General features: G+C 54.6%; 12 protein-coding genes. 5 read left to right on the top strand and 7 right to left on the bottom strand.

Features of this window, described 5'->3' with window-relative positions:
* Positions 1-127: 127 nt before the first annotated feature.
* Positions 128-1,237, bottom strand: a complete 1,110-nt coding sequence (locus H6F67_RS12980; protein WP_199304394.1) for a glycosyltransferase — start codon at positions 1,235-1,237, stop codon at positions 128-130.
* Positions 1,238-1,631: 394 nt separating this feature from the next.
* Between H6F67_RS12980 and H6F67_RS12975 the strand changes: the two genes are divergently transcribed.
* Positions 1,632-2,255, top strand: coding sequence for a TMEM165/GDT1 family protein (locus H6F67_RS12975; protein ID WP_190767021.1), 624 nt, complete (start codon positions 1,632-1,634; stop codon positions 2,253-2,255).
* 58 nt (positions 2,256-2,313) lie between these two features.
* Here the strand turns inward: H6F67_RS12975 and H6F67_RS12970 are convergent, their stop codons facing one another.
* Positions 2,314-3,009, bottom strand: coding sequence for an aldehyde oxygenase (deformylating) (locus H6F67_RS12970; protein WP_190767019.1), 696 nt, complete (start codon positions 3,007-3,009; stop codon positions 2,314-2,316).
* Between the two features lie 222 nt (positions 3,010-3,231).
* Here H6F67_RS12970 and H6F67_RS12965 point away from each other — a divergent pair, with 222 nt between their 5' ends.
* The 3 genes from H6F67_RS12965 (at position 3,232) to H6F67_RS12955 (ending at position 5,649) form a co-directional block, all read left to right on the top strand.
* The gene (locus tag H6F67_RS12965) at positions 3,232-4,029 is read left to right on the top strand and encodes a carbohydrate ABC transporter permease (protein ID WP_190767017.1); all 798 of its coding nucleotides are present in this window, start codon (positions 3,232-3,234) and stop codon (positions 4,027-4,029) included.
* 7 nt (positions 4,030-4,036) lie between these two features.
* On the top strand, positions 4,037-4,831 hold the full coding sequence (locus tag H6F67_RS12960; protein WP_190767015.1) for an MOSC domain-containing protein: 795 nt from the start codon (positions 4,037-4,039) through the stop codon (positions 4,829-4,831).
* A gap of 107 nt (positions 4,832-4,938) precedes the next feature.
* Positions 4,939-5,649, top strand: a complete 711-nt coding sequence (locus H6F67_RS12955) for a tetratricopeptide repeat protein (protein WP_190767014.1) — start codon at positions 4,939-4,941, stop codon at positions 5,647-5,649.
* 5 nt (positions 5,650-5,654) lie between these two features.
* Here H6F67_RS12955 and H6F67_RS12950 read toward each other — a convergent pair whose 3' ends face one another.
* Entirely contained in the window at positions 5,655-5,918 is a 264-nt protein-coding gene (locus H6F67_RS12950; protein WP_190767012.1) for a hypothetical protein, read from the bottom strand.
* Between the two features lie 796 nt (positions 5,919-6,714).
* On the opposite strand from H6F67_RS12950, the gene H6F67_RS12945 reads away from it, so the two are divergent.
* A complete protein-coding gene (locus tag H6F67_RS12945) occupies positions 6,715-9,417 on the top strand; it encodes a response regulator (RefSeq protein ID WP_190767010.1) in 2,703 nt (900 codons plus the stop codon).
* A gap of 272 nt (positions 9,418-9,689) precedes the next feature.
* Here the strand turns inward: H6F67_RS12945 and H6F67_RS12940 are convergent, their stop codons facing one another.
* From H6F67_RS12940 to H6F67_RS12925, 4 genes are all read right to left on the bottom strand, one after another.
* The gene (locus tag H6F67_RS12940) at positions 9,690-10,328 is read right to left on the bottom strand and encodes a histidine phosphatase family protein (protein WP_190767008.1); all 639 of its coding nucleotides are present in this window, start codon (positions 10,326-10,328) and stop codon (positions 9,690-9,692) included.
* Positions 10,325-11,500 (bottom strand): transaldolase, encoded by a 1,176-nt coding sequence (locus tag H6F67_RS12935; protein ID WP_190767006.1) that lies wholly within the window; start codon positions 11,498-11,500, stop codon positions 10,325-10,327. The genes H6F67_RS12940 and H6F67_RS12935 overlap by 4 nt, the downstream gene beginning before the upstream one ends.
* Positions 11,501-11,835: 335 nt before the next feature.
* Complete coding sequence (locus H6F67_RS12930) at positions 11,836-14,373, bottom strand: glycogen/starch/alpha-glucan phosphorylase (protein ID WP_190767004.1); 2,538 nt, start codon at positions 14,371-14,373, stop codon at positions 11,836-11,838.
* Positions 14,374-14,587: 214 nt separating this feature from the next.
* Complete coding sequence (locus H6F67_RS12925; protein WP_190767002.1) at positions 14,588-16,219, bottom strand: alpha-D-glucose phosphate-specific phosphoglucomutase; 1,632 nt, start codon at positions 16,217-16,219, stop codon at positions 14,588-14,590.
* Positions 16,220-16,260 lie beyond the last annotated feature (41 nt).

The raw sequence follows: 16,260 nt of genomic DNA, 5'->3' as shown, positions 1-16,260 counted from the left end.
ATTGTTTGCGATCGATCCCCCTGTCCCCTTGGTAAGGGGACTTTGAGCGGTGGTTTGGTTCCCTCCTTGTTATGGGTTGGGGAGGATCATCCGGTTTGACATCACGCCCTAGGGTGTTGAGTCGTGGTTAGTCGCGGGGGCGGGGGACGCGCAGGCGGGGAGCGGGCGATCGCGCACAAATGGTTTGCCACAGCTTCAGATAGGCGTCGGCCATCCGATCGCTGGTGAAGTGGGTCTGGGCGATTTGGCGAGCCATGTTGCCCATGTGCAGGCGCAGGTCGGGGCGATCGCAAAGCTGTTGCAGGGCGGCGGCTAAGCCGTCTACGTCGTCTTTTTCGACCAAGAGGCCAGTGCCGTCCGTGACGGCTTCGGAAACGCTACCGACTCGCGTCGCCACAACCGGACGCGCCGCCAGCATTGCTTCGACGATCGCCAGCGGAAAGCCTTCCGATCGCGAGGGCAGCGTGAAGATGTCAAATTCGGCCAAGAGGCTGCGGGGATCGTCGCTCCAGCCGCGCAGTTCAACGCGATCGCTCACGCCCAGATCGTTCGCAAGCTGCTCTAGTGCCGATCGTTCGCTGCCTTCTCCGACAATCACGACTCGCAGGTTTTTCACCTGTGCAATTGCTTGAATCAGAACATCGTGCGCCTTCATCCGATCGAGCCGTCCGACGCTGCCAACAACCAGCATTCGATCCGGTTGGGCGATCGGGGGTGAGGGTGCGATCGCGTCGGGCACACCGTTGGGAATCGAAAGGACGCTGTGCCGCCCCAGCGCGTAGAAATCTTCCATGCGGCGAGCGCTCGCTTGTCCGACGGCAACATGAGCATCAACGCGCAGCGACAGGGCACGAGTCCGCCAAAGCTGAACGGCGTCTGTGGTGCGTAGCGGTAGCTGATCGACGCGCACCACGCGCATATCCGGTAGGCTCAGAGCCGCAGCCAGACCGATCGCGCCTGCCCAAGGGGTACACAAATTGCAGTGAATCACCTGCGGGCGTAGCTGCTGAAACATGCGACGATGAGCGAAAAAGCTTTGGCCGACGATTTGCGATCGCGCCTTTGGGTGACGGGAGGCGATCGCGTCTACTACGTCCGTATGTTCCCCGACAACCGTGATTTCAACCGATGCGCCCACAGCGGCGACCAAATGACCCAGACTGATTTCAGCACCGCCAACGCCAGCGGCATCCGTGTAAGCAACGACGCGCAGCGGCATCAAAGAAGTGAATTGCATTTCCGAATCGCGCTTTTGCTCAGTCGTCACAGTTGCCCAATCGTCACAGTAGCACGATCGAAAAAATGTCGCCTCAGCAGCGGTTTTTCCAGATTCAGGAGGATTTTCTAAATCTTTTGTGAAACCCCTTGGCTTTTGTCCCCTTTAACCTGTATTATTGCCTATGTCTGAAGGGGAGTAGCTGCTGGTTCATCCAGCCCGATCGAGTCAACATACTGGGGATGACCCTGGTTCGATCGACAGAGATTTAGCTTTTGTTAAAACTTTTGGAAGCGAGACCTTCACTGAGTTCACGTCTGATGTGAGCTTGGTGAAGTGCGATCGGTTCTTCCTCCAAGCTCACTCAGAAAGATTCCTTTCTTTTTCTGAGCGATTTTGAGGAGAACATCGATCGATGCTGACCGCTTTTACCGCAAGCCTGCTGCTGATTACCATTTCCGAAATTGGCGACAAATCGTTTTTCATCGCCATGTTTTTGTCGATGCGCCACCGTCGCCGCTTTGTGTTTGCGGGCGTTGTGGCTGCGCTGGCGATCATGACCATCCTTTCGGTGATGATGGGGCAGATGTTCCGATTTTTGCCAGAGCGCTATGTGGACTGGCTGGAAATTACGCTGTTTCTGGCATTTGGCTTTAAGCTTTTGCGCGATGCCTACTGCATGGCAAGCGGCAACTGTAGCCCGACCGAGCAAAAAGAAGCCGCAGAAGCAGTCGAAGAGTGCGAAGCCAAATTGCAAAAGCGCACGATGCTGGCCGTTTTGTCGCAGGCGTTTGTGATGACGTTTTTGACCGAATGGGGCGATCGCACTCAGTTCGCCACGATCGCGCTGGCCGCTTCGGGCAATGCTTACGGCGTCACAACCGGAGCAATTTTAGGTCATGCCATCTGTGCGGCGATCGCCGTGATCGGTGGCCGACTGGTGGCCGGACGGATCTCCGAGCGGCTGGTGACAGCGATCGGCGGCGTGTTGTTCTTGGTATTTGCGATCGTGGCTGGCGTGGATATGGCCTATCAGTAAAAAAACGGGGGACGTATGTGTGTACGTCCCCGAATCGATCGTGAATTGAGCGATCGTGCTATGCGGCAGCCAATCCGTAAGCTGACATCCGCATAATGTCGCGAGTTGTGAAGCCGATGTTGCTCAGGGCTTCCCCGTAGCTGATCATGAAGTCTTCCACCAAGGCTTCTTTTTCCATGCCGAGGACGGCTGCATCTTGCTCGACCTGATTGAGCATCCGCCAGACCAAGGGCAGGTTTTGGCGATTGGCATCTTCGAGTTCCGCTTTCGCTGTTTCGTAGTTGGCCTTCAGCCATTCTTCGCCGAAATTGAGGTGAAGATATTCATCTTTCACCACGCCCTCAGTGATTTTGCGGGCGAAGTCGTCCGCAACGGGAATGTAGATGTTGTAGGCCGAAATTGCAAAGCACTCAATGATGAGCGATTGAATCAGCAAGCAGGTGACGAGTTTGCCTTCTGCTGCCGCTTTTTGGAAATTGCCGTGCAGATCGGCAAAAAACTCGCGAGCAAACTCCATGTCTGGCTCGACGCTGAGGTTGCGTCCGCAAGCTTGAAAGCCTTTTTTGTGGCGGTTTTCCATCTTCGCCAAGTTCAGCAAGTCGGCTTGCGCGTCGGGCAGCATTTCGGCGAGCCGCTGATAGTTTGCAAAAGCTTCTTGCTCGCCTTCAATTACGATCGCATTGATGCGGCTGTAGGCGTCTTTATATTCTTCACTTTGAAAATCGAGATCGGCAATTGCCTCAAGCTGGGGCATAAGTCAGTTGTCTCCTAATCAGAACGCAGCCGTTGCAGGTTTTGGGAAGCTCTACGCTAACACGCGACTAACCTCCACCCTACTGTTTGCACCCCTAAATTTACAAGAACTCCGCAGGTAGAATAAGCAAAATTACTTCTTGCGGAGGAGAAGTCATTAGTTCGATTATCAGTCTGTCAGCAGTTCCCTTCTATCATCAATCTTTACGATCGCATTTCCTCTATGTTTCGCTGGATTACTTCACTTTTACTGCTGCTTGGCGCGGCGATCGTCCTCCTCCCTTTGGGGATCGTGCTGCTGGCTTCTTTCGCGCCACCGGGATCGATCGCACTGGGCGAAACTGGGCGATGGTCGATCGTGAATTACGAGGCTGCTTGGTCGCAGGGAAATTTTCTGCTGGCCTTTGCCAATTCTGCCTTGGTTGCCTTAGCGGTGACGGCGTTGCAGATTGTCACGTCTGCTTTGGCGGGCTATGCCTTGGCGCGGTTTCAGTTTCGGGGACGGCGATCGATCCTGCTGATCGTGCTGGCAACTTTGGTAATTCCGTTTCAGTTTCTCGTCATCCCCGTCTTTCTCGTGCTGAAGTGGGGACATTTGATCAACACGTATGGCGCGTTGATTTTGCCGACAGCGGCGAGTGGATTCGGAATTTTTCTGATGCGACAGTTTTTCCTGACGATTCCGATCGAACTGGAAGAAGCCGCCACGCTCGACGGGGCAACGCGACTGCAAACGCTGTGGCAAATTATGCTGCCCCTAGCGCGTCCGGCTCTGGTGACGCTGTTTCTGTTTACGTTCATTGGCGAATGGAATGATTTGTTCAAACCGCTAGTTTTCACCACCCGCCCCCAACTGCGAACCGTTCAGCTTGTGCTGGCCGAATTTCAAGAGCAATTCACAAATGATTGGTCGCTGCTGATGGCGGCTGTGGTGATTGCGACCGTTCCGGTTGTGCTGCTCTTTCTGGTTGGACAGCGACAGTTTATTCGCGGGATTGCGGCGACGGGAATCAAAAATTAGGAGAGCGATGACTTTGACTTTGACTCAATTAAATATTTATCCGGTGAAGTCGGCGGCGGGGATTGCCTTGCGATCGGCTCAGGCGCAACTGCGGGGACTAGAGTTCGATCGCCGCTGGATGATCACCGATTTGCGGGGAAAGTTTATGACGCAGCGGCAGTTTCCGCGCATGGCGCTGATTCAAACGCAGATCGAGGCGGGAAAACTGCATCTTTCAGCAGCAGGAATGGAATCGATCGCCGTTGTGCCAACCGAAAATTCACCTGTGAAAGTGGAAGTTTGGGGCGATCGCTGTTCGGCAATTCCCGCTGATGATGTGGTCAACGGTTGGCTGTCGAAATTTCTCGATCGCCCGTGTCAGTTGGTCTACATGCCCGATGATGCCGTCCGGCCTGTCGATCGCAACTATGCGGTAGACGAACGCGATCGCGTCAGCTTTGCGGATGGCTTTCCCTACCTGCTGATTTCGGAAGCGTCGCTGGCAGATTTGAACAGCCGCCTGGCAACGCCACTGCCAATGAATCGCTTTCGACCGAATTTTGTCGTGTCCGGCTGTGAACCGTTTGCGGAAGATGGCTGGCGCAAAATTCGCATCGGTTCGATCGGATTTCATCTGGTGAAGCTTTGCTCTCGCTGTGTCATTACCACTGTCGATCAGGCAACGGGCGATCGCGGTCAGGAACCGCTCGCCACGCTGGGAAGCTATCGACTGCGAAAAGGCAAAATTCTCTTCGGCCAAAATCTCGTGCCCGACAGTGAAGGAACGATCGCGCTTGGAGATGCGATCGAAGTTCTTGAATAACATCCGCAACTTCTCGCAGGCTGTACTTTGGGTAGAGCGGATTTTGCCGAAGCTTACGGTTGAATAAAGGCACAGGCTTTGATTCACTTTGCGGCGGAGAAAACTGCATGAGACAAAATTTTGCAACGGTAGTGGCGGCGATCGCGCTCATCGGTAGCCTGACTCCGCCTGCGCTGTCGAGTCGTCCGGTCGTCACGGAACAGGGCATGACGGCCTACCATCCGCAAGATGTGCTGTCAACGGCAGAAGATTTCTTTCAGCGCGGCGTCGATCGCATCCAAAGCGGCGATACTGTCGGGGCGATCGAAGATTTCACCGCAGCACTGGAACGGAATCCGAACGCGATCGAAGCGTACTGCAATCGCGGCATCGCTTACGCGATGATGGGCAACTTTGCTGCCGCCGAGCAAGACTTGAATGACGCTTTGCAAATTGATCCGCAGCACGCCGACGCTTACGAAAAGCGCGGAACGGTTGCCGCCCAGCAGGGACACTTTGAAGCGGCACTGACCGATTTTAACCGAGCGATCGCCATCGACCCGACGACGATCGACTCTTACTACAATCGTGCAATGGTGTTTCAGCTTCAGGGCAATGCCGAAGCTGCGATCGCAGATTTTTCTCAGGTGATTGCGATCGACAATTCAGTTGCCGAGGCTTACGGCAGTCGCGGCCTCTTGTTAAACGAGCAGGGCGATCGCGATTTGGCACTGAGCGATCTGCAAACGGCGGCTCGTTTGTTTGAGGCACAAGGCGATCGATCGGCCTATGAGCAAACGCTCGAATTCATCGAGGCAATTCAGGCGGCTGCACCCTGAGCAAGCTAGCAGGCCAAACAGCGATCGCGGCTGCGAATTTTCATCCAGACGCAGTAGTGGGTGGCGCTGGCCGTCATCACGATCGCCTCGTCGTCGTGCTGCTGCGCCAGTTGCCAAGCCAGTTCAAAGGCTTTCTGTCGCTGAATTAAGGCGAACTCGGCCACTGACTGAAACAGTTCGTTGCGAAACTGCATTCCGGTTTGAATGCGGCCTTCATGCCAAAACTTAAACGGGGTAACGAACTGACTGCTGATGAGTGGCGTTAGCATACCGCGATCGCGCTGCGTGCAGCGGTGATGGGCCAGATGAAATCAAGAAAAATGAGGTTCGAGGGCTGTCTTGTGTAGCCGGAACATGACGGCTTTGAAACAAGACCGCTAAGAGAAGTAAGCTTCCCGCTCCTGGGAACCTTTGGAGCGGGAGCAGCCGTGTCACTCTTGAACTATGTTTTAATGTAGCGAGCAAAAGTGCAAAACCTGGGGAGACAGTTCGCAGGCGATCGAATTAATTCCGCACATCACAAATTGTATTGGCAGATACAGTTCGCTTCGTCCCGCCCCGCTTGTAATAGATGAGGAGCAAGAAAATTTCAGCATTGCAGCAACTTTAAATCGAAATCAAGAATCGGTGAAGCTGAAACGACCCAGGCGGAATTGAGTAAACTAGCTGCGTAAGGCTTTGCGCTTGCCGCATTGTGCAGTTCTTGCCTGTGCTGGCTGCTAGGGTGTGTTTTAAGAGCTTCTGGTGAATCGCATGGCCGTTGTTGATCCCCCTAAATCCCCTTTAACAAGGGGGACTTTGAGGATGACTCCCTCCTTGGTAAGGAGGGTTGGGGAGGATCATAGGGTTTTAATACACAGCCTAGCCTGTGCCGTCACAGTGACAGGGCTGTTGTTGTGGGGTAGGACTATTGTTGTGACAGTGTCAGCAACCTGAGACGGGCGCATGAATACTATCAGGCCGAAGTATTTTTCTTTGTTCGTAACAAAATGCACAACCGCTTGAGCGCGATCGAACTGTTGTCCTGGATTTCTTGAAATGTCGATCGCACTTTCTAATTAGGGTATGCGGATTCTGCTCGTTGAAGATGATCAGAGCATTATTGAGGTTTTAACCGCCGTTTTGGTGGAACAAAACTATGTCGTTGATGTGGCAACAGACGGCGAAGCAGGCTGGGAACTAGTCGAAAGCTATCCGTATGACCTGGTGCTGCTGGATTTGATGCTGCCCAAAATCGACGGAATCAGCTTTTGTCGGCGACTGCGGCAGCGCAAAAGCCAAGTGCTGGTGATGCTGCTGACCGCTCGCGATACGACGACCGACAAGCTGATGGGGCTGGACAGCGGCGCAGATGATTACGTCGTCAAGCCGTTTAACGTGGAAGAACTCGCCGCCCGAATTCGCGCCCTGTTGCGACGGGGCAGCACGTCCGTTTCACCCGTGCTGGTTTGTGGCGACTTGCGGCTTGATCCCAATACGCGCGAAGTGCGCTATGCCGGATCGCTGCTTCAGTTTAGCCGCAAGGAATATTTGCTGCTGGAACTGTTTATGCGGCAGCCGCAGCGCGTATTTAGCCGTCGCGAAATTGTCGATCAGCTTTGGTCGGTGGGCGAAGATCCGCCGGATGAAGATACGGTCAAATCGCACATCAAGAATATTCGCCGTGAACTGAAAGCCGCTGGCGTTCCCGATTTGATCGAAACGATCTACGGACAAGGCTATCGCCTCCATGCTGATGAACCTGTGGCGCGGACGGAACCTGCGATCGCTCCCGCCCCAACGCTTGACGTTGCCGTTGCTGAAATTTGGCAGCGCACCAAAAGCGTTAGTTTCGAGCGTGTCCGATTTTTGGAGCAGGCGATCGCGCAGTTGCGATCGAGCAGCATGGATGAAGCGCAGCGGCAAAAAGCGAGTCAAACCGCGCACAAGCTGGCCGGATCGCTGGGCACGTTCGGCTTTGAGGAAGGATCGCGGCTTGCCCATCAGCTTGAAGTGCTGCTGGAATCGGAACTGCACGATTTGGTGCAGCAGTGGCGTTGGGCAGACCGCGCCGCACAGCTTGTGACCGCTTTAAGTCAAGAACTCAGCGGCCAGCGATCGCCCACTGTGCCCGAAGAATCGACCGATCAGCCCCTCCTGTTGATTGTGGATTTTGAGGCGGAGCTGGCGCAAAGCTTGGTCACGGAAGCGGCAATTTGGAAAATTCGCGCGCTTGTTGCCACCGATTTAGCAATGGCGCAAACGCATTTGCGGCAGAATCCGGCTGTCGTCCTGCTCGATCCGATCGTGGCGCGATCGAACGCCGAACAGTTTGCGACGCTGTTGGATGCAGTGCGGGCAATGGAAACCGTCCTGGTGATTTTTTCCGCCCAGGATCGATCGATCGATCGCGTGGCGGCAGTGCAGCTTGGCGGCAAATTATTTCTGCAAAAGCCGATGCCGCCTGCTCAAGTGTTGCGGGCGGTCATGGATTTGCTTCAGCCTGAGCCGCATCCGATCGCCACGATTCTTGCCGTTAATGCGGATGCTAAGCAACTTGCCCGACTAAAAACAATCTTGGAACCGCACGGGCTGCAACTGGCCGCCCTCGCAGATGCCACGCAGTTTTGGGAGCAGTTGAAGGCGATTCAGCCGGATTTGCTCATTCTCGATGCGGCTTTACCCATTGTGAGCGGCGTTGAACTTTGTCAGTCGGTGCGGCAAGATTCGCAGTGGAACTGGCTGCCGATCGTGTTTCTCGTCGCCACAAACGATGCAGCAATGGTGCGGCAAGTGTTTACAGCGGGTGCAGACGACTGTTTGTTTGAGCCGATCGATCCTGCCGAAATTTCGCTCCGCGTCCTCAACCGCCTCAAGCGCAGTCGGCTCTTGCGGACGCAGGCCGAAATCGATGTGCTGACGGGCATCGCCAATCGCCAGCAGGCGACGCAGGCGTTTAACCAACTGCTTCAGCTTGCTCCGCAGTCGCAGCAGCCGTTGTGTCTCGCGGTGCTTGATCTTGACCACTTCAAGCAGGTGAACGACAAGTACGGCCACTTGCAGGGCGATCGCGTTTTGCGGCAGTTTGCTCAGTTTCTCAAGCAGAAGGTGCGATCGGGCGATGTCGTGGCGCGGTGGGGCGGTGAAGAATTTGTCGTCGGCATGTATGGAATCGAGCGTGCTGCTGGACATGAGCGACTGGCAGAAATTTTGGAAGAGTGGCGATCGCTCTCGCTCGAAACGCTGAGCGGTGAATTGCTGTTTGTCACGTTCAGTGCAGGCATCGCCCAATATCCCACAGACGGCACGAGCCTGCAAATGCTTTATCGCACGGCGGATGCCGCACTGTATCGCGCGAAGCTGGCCGGACGCGATCGGGTGCTTTCGGTCGAGCGGCATCCGTCCCCTGTCAGTGAAAATTGGGTGGATGTCCTGCTGGTTGCGCCCGATGACGACACGACTCGCGCCTTGCTGCAAGCTTTGGAAACACGGGGCTATCAAACGCGCTGGCTGCAAAGCGGCAAAACTGCGGCGGATCAGCTTAAAGGTCGATCGCCCCAAGTGAAAGCGCGAATTCTGCTGCTGGCTGAACAGCTTGCGGATGGCGACTGCGTGAATGTGCTGAAGCGGCTTGGAGCCAAACTGCTCAAGCAAACCTCGGCAATCGCCCTGCTGAATCGCCCGGATCTAGCTGAATCAGTCAAGTCGATTGGTGCGTTTGACTATGTGCTGATGCCATTTCGTCCCTCGGTAATTATGCAGCGCATCCGGCAGGCATTGGGCGGATAGCAATTTCATCGGCGATCGCTACTGCAAGATGCAGAGGATGCCGCTTTGGGAAACAGGAGATCGGCCATTTTGAGCCGCTATTTGTCACAAGCAAGCTGTCAGCGCTTAACCGTGCAGTGCCTCGATCGCTCAGATCCTCACGATTCATACGATGCGCTGTAATGAATTTTCAGAAGGAGCGATACCGTTCCGGGACGCCACGATCGCCAACTGTAATCATCGAAATTCAGTTTAGTTAAGGGGAACAGAAGATTTCTGCTCCCCTTTTTTGTTTAGGTACCGGGGAGTTCACGCAGTTCGACGCCCAAGTGGGATCGATCGCCCAGCACTTCGAGTAATGGCCCATGTTCAGCAAATTTGACGATGCTGATCGAGGCGGCGAGGGCGTTGATGCGATCGCGATAGCGTCCGATGTCGATTCCCATCAGGCTGCACAGAACGATGCGGATCGTGGCTTTGTGCGAGACGATCAAGACATTGCCGTCTTTGTACTTTTCCTCGATCTCCGCGATCACGGGCATGGCGCGGCTGGCGATTTGGACGGAGGTTTCGCCGCCTGTGGGAGGGTTCCAGGCAGGTTCCGTCAGCCAGCGCACGTACTCTTCGGGGTAGTGTTCCTTGACGTATTCGGGCGTTTGGCCTTCCCATTCGCCGTAGCGAATTTCTTTGAGGCCGTCGCGGAACTGCATTTCCATCCCGATCGCGTCACACAGCGGTTTGGCAGTGGCGATCGTCCTCGTCATTGGACTGACGTAGATCGCTTCCCAAGGGATGTTTTTGTAGGCGTCGGCAAATGCCTGAGCCATTTGGTGGCCTGCTTCGGTCAGATCGGGATCGATTTCGCCGCAGTAGCCTCCGGTTTGGCTGAACGTCGTTTCGCCGTGCCGGATGAAGTAGACTTTCAGGCTCATGATTCGTTGGCGGCAACTTGCAAAATCGCTCCGAGTCCGGCTTCCATTTCTTTGAGCGAAACTTTGCCGTCGTGGTCGGAGTCGAGGGCGTCGAATACGGCATCGGTTCCGAGCCATTCATCGCGGGTGATGTAGCCGTCGCCGTTCATGTCGTAGACCTGGAAGAGGTCGCTTTGCACGTGGTTGTTGTCTTTGCCTTCGAGGAAGGAGAGGCGATCGGCCAAGAGAGTTTCCAGCGTTTCGAGCGCTTTGGAGAAGCCTTGGATGCCTTCGTCGAGTTTGTCTTTTGCCATCCGGTCTTCGGCGTGCATTCGATCGAATGTTTCCTTGTCAATGGAAATCTTTTCGATCTCCATCGATTCTGCGGCTTGGGGATCGAGTTTGCGGGGGAGATCGCCTTCAGTTGAATCCAATTCACCGAGCAGTTTGGGTGAGATCGTCAGCAGGTCACATCCGGCGAGTTCGATGATTTCGCCGATGTTGCGGAAGCTGGCTCCCATGACTTCGGTACGGTATCCGAATTTTTTGTAGTAGTTGTAGATCGTCGTGACGGATTGGACGCCCGGATCTTCGCTGCCCGTGTAGTCTTTCCCGGTTTCTTTTTTGTACCAGTCCAAGATGCGGCCAACGAACGGAGAGATTAACGTGACTCCGGCTTCGGCGCAGGCGATCGCTTGATGCAAACCAAACAGCAAAGTGAGGTTGCAGTGAATGCCTTCTTTTTCGAGGACTTCGGCGGCTTTGATGCCTTCCCAAGTTGAGGCGATTTTGATCAGGATGCGATCGCGATCGACGCCTGCTTTTTTGTATTCTTCGATGATGTAGCGGGCTTTGGCGATCGTGGCTTCGGTGTCGTAGGACAGGCGGGCATCGACTTCCGTCGAGACGCGCTTGGGGATGATTTCGAGGATTTTTTTGCCGAAGGCGATCGCGAGGCGATCGAAGGCTAAATTCGCGATGTCTTTTTGCGTCGCTCCTTGTCCGGCGTCTTGTTTGGCTTGCAGCAGGGTGTCGTCAACAATCTGCTGGTATTCGGGCATTTGGGCGGCGGCGGTGATCAGGGAGGGGTTGGTGGTGGCGTCGCGCGGGGTGAATTTTTCGATCGCTTGGATGTCTCCGGTGTCGGCGACGACGATCGTCATTTGGCGGAGTTGTTCGAGCAGTGTTGCCATGTGGTTTTCCTTTTCTTCAAAAAGATTGTTTTTGGTTTCGATTGCCTTTGGTTTTCCAAGCCATTGGAGGCTAGGGGCGTTGCCCCTCCTCCAAACCTCCAACCCCACCAAAGGGCGGCTGCCCTCTGGACTCCCGCAAGGGCTTACCTGTGAGCGTCAATGTGGCGCTACGCATCTGCTTACCCGCCGCGACTTGGGTTGTTTCCTCTGTTCTAGCGTCTCAAGTTTCGCTCTAGTGCGATCGCGTAGCGCTCCCGGAACGGTATCGATCGCCCTCCCACGAGCCTCAAAGTCCCCCAATATTGGGGGATTTAGGGGGCAAAAAGCCTCGCCTCTCACAAATCACACCGAACGCCGATACCTTCCTGCGATCCATCGTAGCCGCACAATTTAACGGCGATCGGTTCGGCTTTCCAGATTTCCTGACAATATTCGCGAATAGATCGATCGCTGGAAAACTTGCCCATGCGGGCGGTGTTGAGGATCGACATGTGTGACCAGCGATCGAGGTCGCGATACGCTTGGGAAACTTGGTCTTGGCAGTCGATGTAGGCTTGGTAGTCGGCGAGCAGCAGGTAGTCGTCGTGGTTGAGGAGGGAATCGACGAGGGGTTTGAAGAGGTTGGGATCGCGTTGGGAGAATGTGCCGTTGGCGATCGCGTCAATCACCGCTTTTAGCTCTTCGTTGTGGTGATAGTAGTCCCAGGGGTTGTAGCCTTTGGCTTTGAGGTCGGAAACTTCTTTGGCATCGAGTCCGAAGAGGAAGAAGTTTTCTTCGCCGACTTCTTTGCGAATTTCGATGTTTGCGCCGTCCAGTGTGCCGATCGTCAAGCTGCCGTTCATGGCGAATTTCATGTTGCCTGTGCCGGATGCTTCTTTGCCTGCGGTCGAAATTTGCTCGGATAGGTCGGCGGCGGGATAAATGCGCTGGCCGACTTTAACGTTGAAGTCTGGAATAAAAACGACTTTGAGGCGATCGCGCACGTCGGGATCGTTGTTCACCACGTCGCCAACGGACGTAATTAGCTTGATAATCAGCTTCGCCATGAAGTAGCCCGGAGCCGCTTTGCCGCCAAAAATAAAGGTGCGTGGCGTAATGTCGATGTCGGGGTTTTGCTTGATTCGGTTGTAGAGCGTGATGATGTGCAGAACGTTGAGGTGCTGGCGTTTGTATTCATGAAGCCGCTTTACCTGCACGTCGAAAAGCGAGTGGGGGTCGACTTCGATGCCAACGCGATCGCGGATGTAGCCTGCGAGGTCAGCTTTGATGCTTTCTTGCGTCTTGCGCCAAAGTTTGCGAAATTCGTGGTCTTCGGCGAACGGTTCAAGGTGGCGCAGTTCGTCGAGATGGGTGATCCAGCGATCGCCAATCTTCTCTGAAATCAAAAAGCTCAAGCGCGGATTGCTCAACACCATCCAGCGGCGCGGCGTCACGCCGTTTGTGACGTTGGTGAATTTGTCGGGGAACCACTCGTAGAAATCTTTCAGGGTCATTTCTGTAAGTAGCTGGCTGTGCAGTTCGGCGACGCCGTTGACTTTGTGGCTGCCGACGCAGGCAAGATAGGCCATTCGCACCGATCGCTCTCGTCCTTCTTCAATAATCGACATGCGGGCAAGGCGGGCGGTGTCGTTGGGAAATTTCTCGCGCACCTGCTGCAAAAAGCGGCGATTGATTTCGTAAATAATTTCCAGATGGCGCGGCAGCAAACTTCCAAAAATTTCGACTGACCAGCGTTCTAACGCTTCGGGTAGCAGCGTGTGATTGGTGTAGGCAAACGTGTTGGAGGTAATATGCCACGCTTGATCCCAGCCCATGCTGTGTTCGTCCACCAGCAGGCGCATCAGTTCGGCGATCGCGATCGTCGGGTGCGTGTCGTTGAGCTGCGCGGAAAATTTTTCGTGGAAATTGTCGAGCGAATCGCCTTCGTGCAGATGCGTCCGAATCATGTCTTGTAGAGAGCAGGAAACGAAGAAATATTGCTGCTGAAGCCGCAGTTTTTTCCCTTGAATCGGCTCGTCGTTTGGATAAAGAACTTTGCTGATATTTTCGGAAATCGTTTTGTCTTCAACCGCGCCGTAATAATCTCCGGTATTGAATTTTTGAAAGTCAAACGATTCGGCAGCTTCGGCTTTCCACAGGCGCAGCGTATTCGCCGTGTTCTTTTTGAAGCCCAAGATCGGCGTGTCGTAGGGAACGCCTTCAACTTGGCGATCGCTCACCCACCGCACTTTATACTGTCCCTGCTTGTCCGTGTACGCTTCGGTATGTCCGCCAAACTGCACGGTCACGACTCGATCGGGTCGAGCAATTTCCCAGGGGTTGCCGTTTCGCAGCCAGCGATCGGTAATTTCGTGCTGCCAGCCGTCTTTGATCTCCTGGTCAAAAATGCCGAATTCGTAGCGGATGCCGTAGCCGATCGCCGGAACTTCCAAACTAGAGAGCGAATCGAGGTAGCAAGCCGCCAGCCGTCCTAAGCCGCCATTGCCTAATCCCGGTTCTTCTTCCTGCTCGATCAGCTCGTCCAGGTTCAAGCCGGATTCTTCGATCGCCTGCCGCACCGCATCGTAGATATCCAGATTGATCAAATTGTTCACCAGATGCGGCCCCACCAGAAATTCTGCTGACAGGTAGCACACAACTTTCACATTCTGCTGCCGATAAAGCTGAATGGTGCTGAGCCACCGCTGAAGGAGGCGATCGCGCACCGTATAAGCCAGCGCCATATAAAAATCATTTTGCGAAGCGGCAACTGGAAATCGACCGACGGTATAAAACAAGTTGTCAGCAAAGGCGCGTTTGATCGTTTCCACACTGAGGCCAGTGCGATCGTCTTCAACTTGAATTTCGACTTGCGGATTATCTTGAGTCTGCATTGGATGGTTTTGTTAAAGGTGTGCTACGGACAGTGCGATCGCTTTAGCGCTCCCGGAACGGTATCGCAAAGCTTGCGGAACAGTATCGATTTTGCCCCCTAAATCCCCCAATACTGGGGGACTTCATTGTGCCGTAAGGGTTTGTTCCATCAGTTGAAACCCCTACGAGTTCAAAGTCCTCCATGAATGGGGATTTAGGGGGCTTCCAACGTCCTTAGGTAATCACGGTCGGCTTGTCCATTCCGGTCAGTTCGCGAATTCGGGCGGTTTGGTCGGCGATAGAAATCAACTCACCCAAAGCCTGCTGCACCTCCACATCTTGCTTTGCGGAATCAGGCTCGTAGCTTTCAAAATACGCCCGCAAGGTTGCGCCCTGCGTCCCCGTTCCCGACAGGCGAAACACAATTCGCGAGCCATCTGTGAAGCCGAGTCGAACGCCTTGCTTTTGGCTGACGCTGTGATCGATCGGGTCGGTGTAGCTGAAATCGTCGGCGTAGTCCACTTCGTAGGAGCCGAGCTTCTGACCTTTCAGCGACGGTAGTTTAGCACGCAGATCCGTGATCAAGGTGTTGGCGCGATCGCTATCCACCGCCTCGTAATCATGCCGCGAATAGTAATTTCGTCCATACGTCCGCCAGTGATCTTTCACAATCTGCTCCACCGACTGACCCTTGACGGCCAAAATATTCAGCCAGAACAGCACCGCCCACAGTCCATCTTTTTCGCGAATGTGATTCGATCCGGTTCCAAAGCTTTCTTCACCGCAAAGTGTCGCTTTACCCGCATCGAGCAGATTGCCGAAAAACTTCCATCCGGTCGGCGTTTCGTAGCAGTCAATGCCGATTTGAGCCGCGACGCGATCGGCAGCTTGGCTTGTCGGCATCGATCGCGCCACGCCCGCCAGTCCGCCGCTGTAGCCCGGAACGAGTTTCGCGTTTGCCGCCAAAATTGCGAGGCTGTCGCTGGGTGTAACGAAGAAGCGGCGACCTAAAATCATGTTGCGATCGCCATCTCCATCCGAAGCCGCCCCGAAGTCCGGCGCGTTGTCGCCAAACATGATTTCGACCAGATCGTGGGCGTAAACCAAGTTGGGATCAGGATGTCCGCCGCCAAAATCTTCGAGCGGAATGCCATTTTGAACCGTTCCCGCAGGTGCGCCCAATCGCTGCTCGAAAATGGCGTGAGCGTAAGATCCCGTCACGGCGTGGAGCGAATCCATGCACATGCGGAACTGGCCTGTAAGCAGTTGGTGGATGCGATCGAAATCAAACAGCGACTCCATCAACGCCTGATAGTCGCGCACCGAGTCGATCACTTCGACCACCATGTTGCCCAGCTTCGATTCGCCCAGCGTATCGAGATCGACATCCGAGGCATCCAGAATTTTGTATTCGGTGATCTCCTTGCTGCGGGCGTAGATCGCTTCTGTCACCTTTTCGGGTGCGGGGCCGCCGTTGCTCGTATTGAACTTGATCCCAAAGTCGCCATTTGGCCCGCCGGGATTGTGGCTCGCTGACAGAATGATGCCGCCGATCGTGTCGTATTTGCGAATCACCACCGAGGTTGCTGGCGTTGACAAAATACCACCCTGTCCGACTTTGACGCGCCCAAATCCGTTTGCTGCCGCCATTTTGAGAATGATTTGGCAGGCTTGGCGGTTGTAGTAGCGACCGTCACCGCCAAGGACAAGGGTTTGACCTTGGAAGCGATCGATCGAATCGAAGATTGACTGGACGAAATTTTCTAGATAGTTGGGCTGCTGAAAGGCAGGAACCGCTTTTCGCAGGCCGGAAGTTCCCGGTTTTTGATCAGAAAAGGGCGTTGTGGCAACGGTACGAATATCCATAAAAAGCTTCAGCGTGAATCAAGGTCAAAATAGAGTTGCCC

Source organism: Microcoleus sp. FACHB-1515, from assembly GCF_014696105.1.
GTDB lineage: Bacteria > Cyanobacteriota > Cyanobacteriia > Elainellales > Elainellaceae > JAAUTJ01.
Note: the sequence above shows the minus strand (reverse complement) of the source record. Positions and strands in the feature narration are given on the sequence as shown.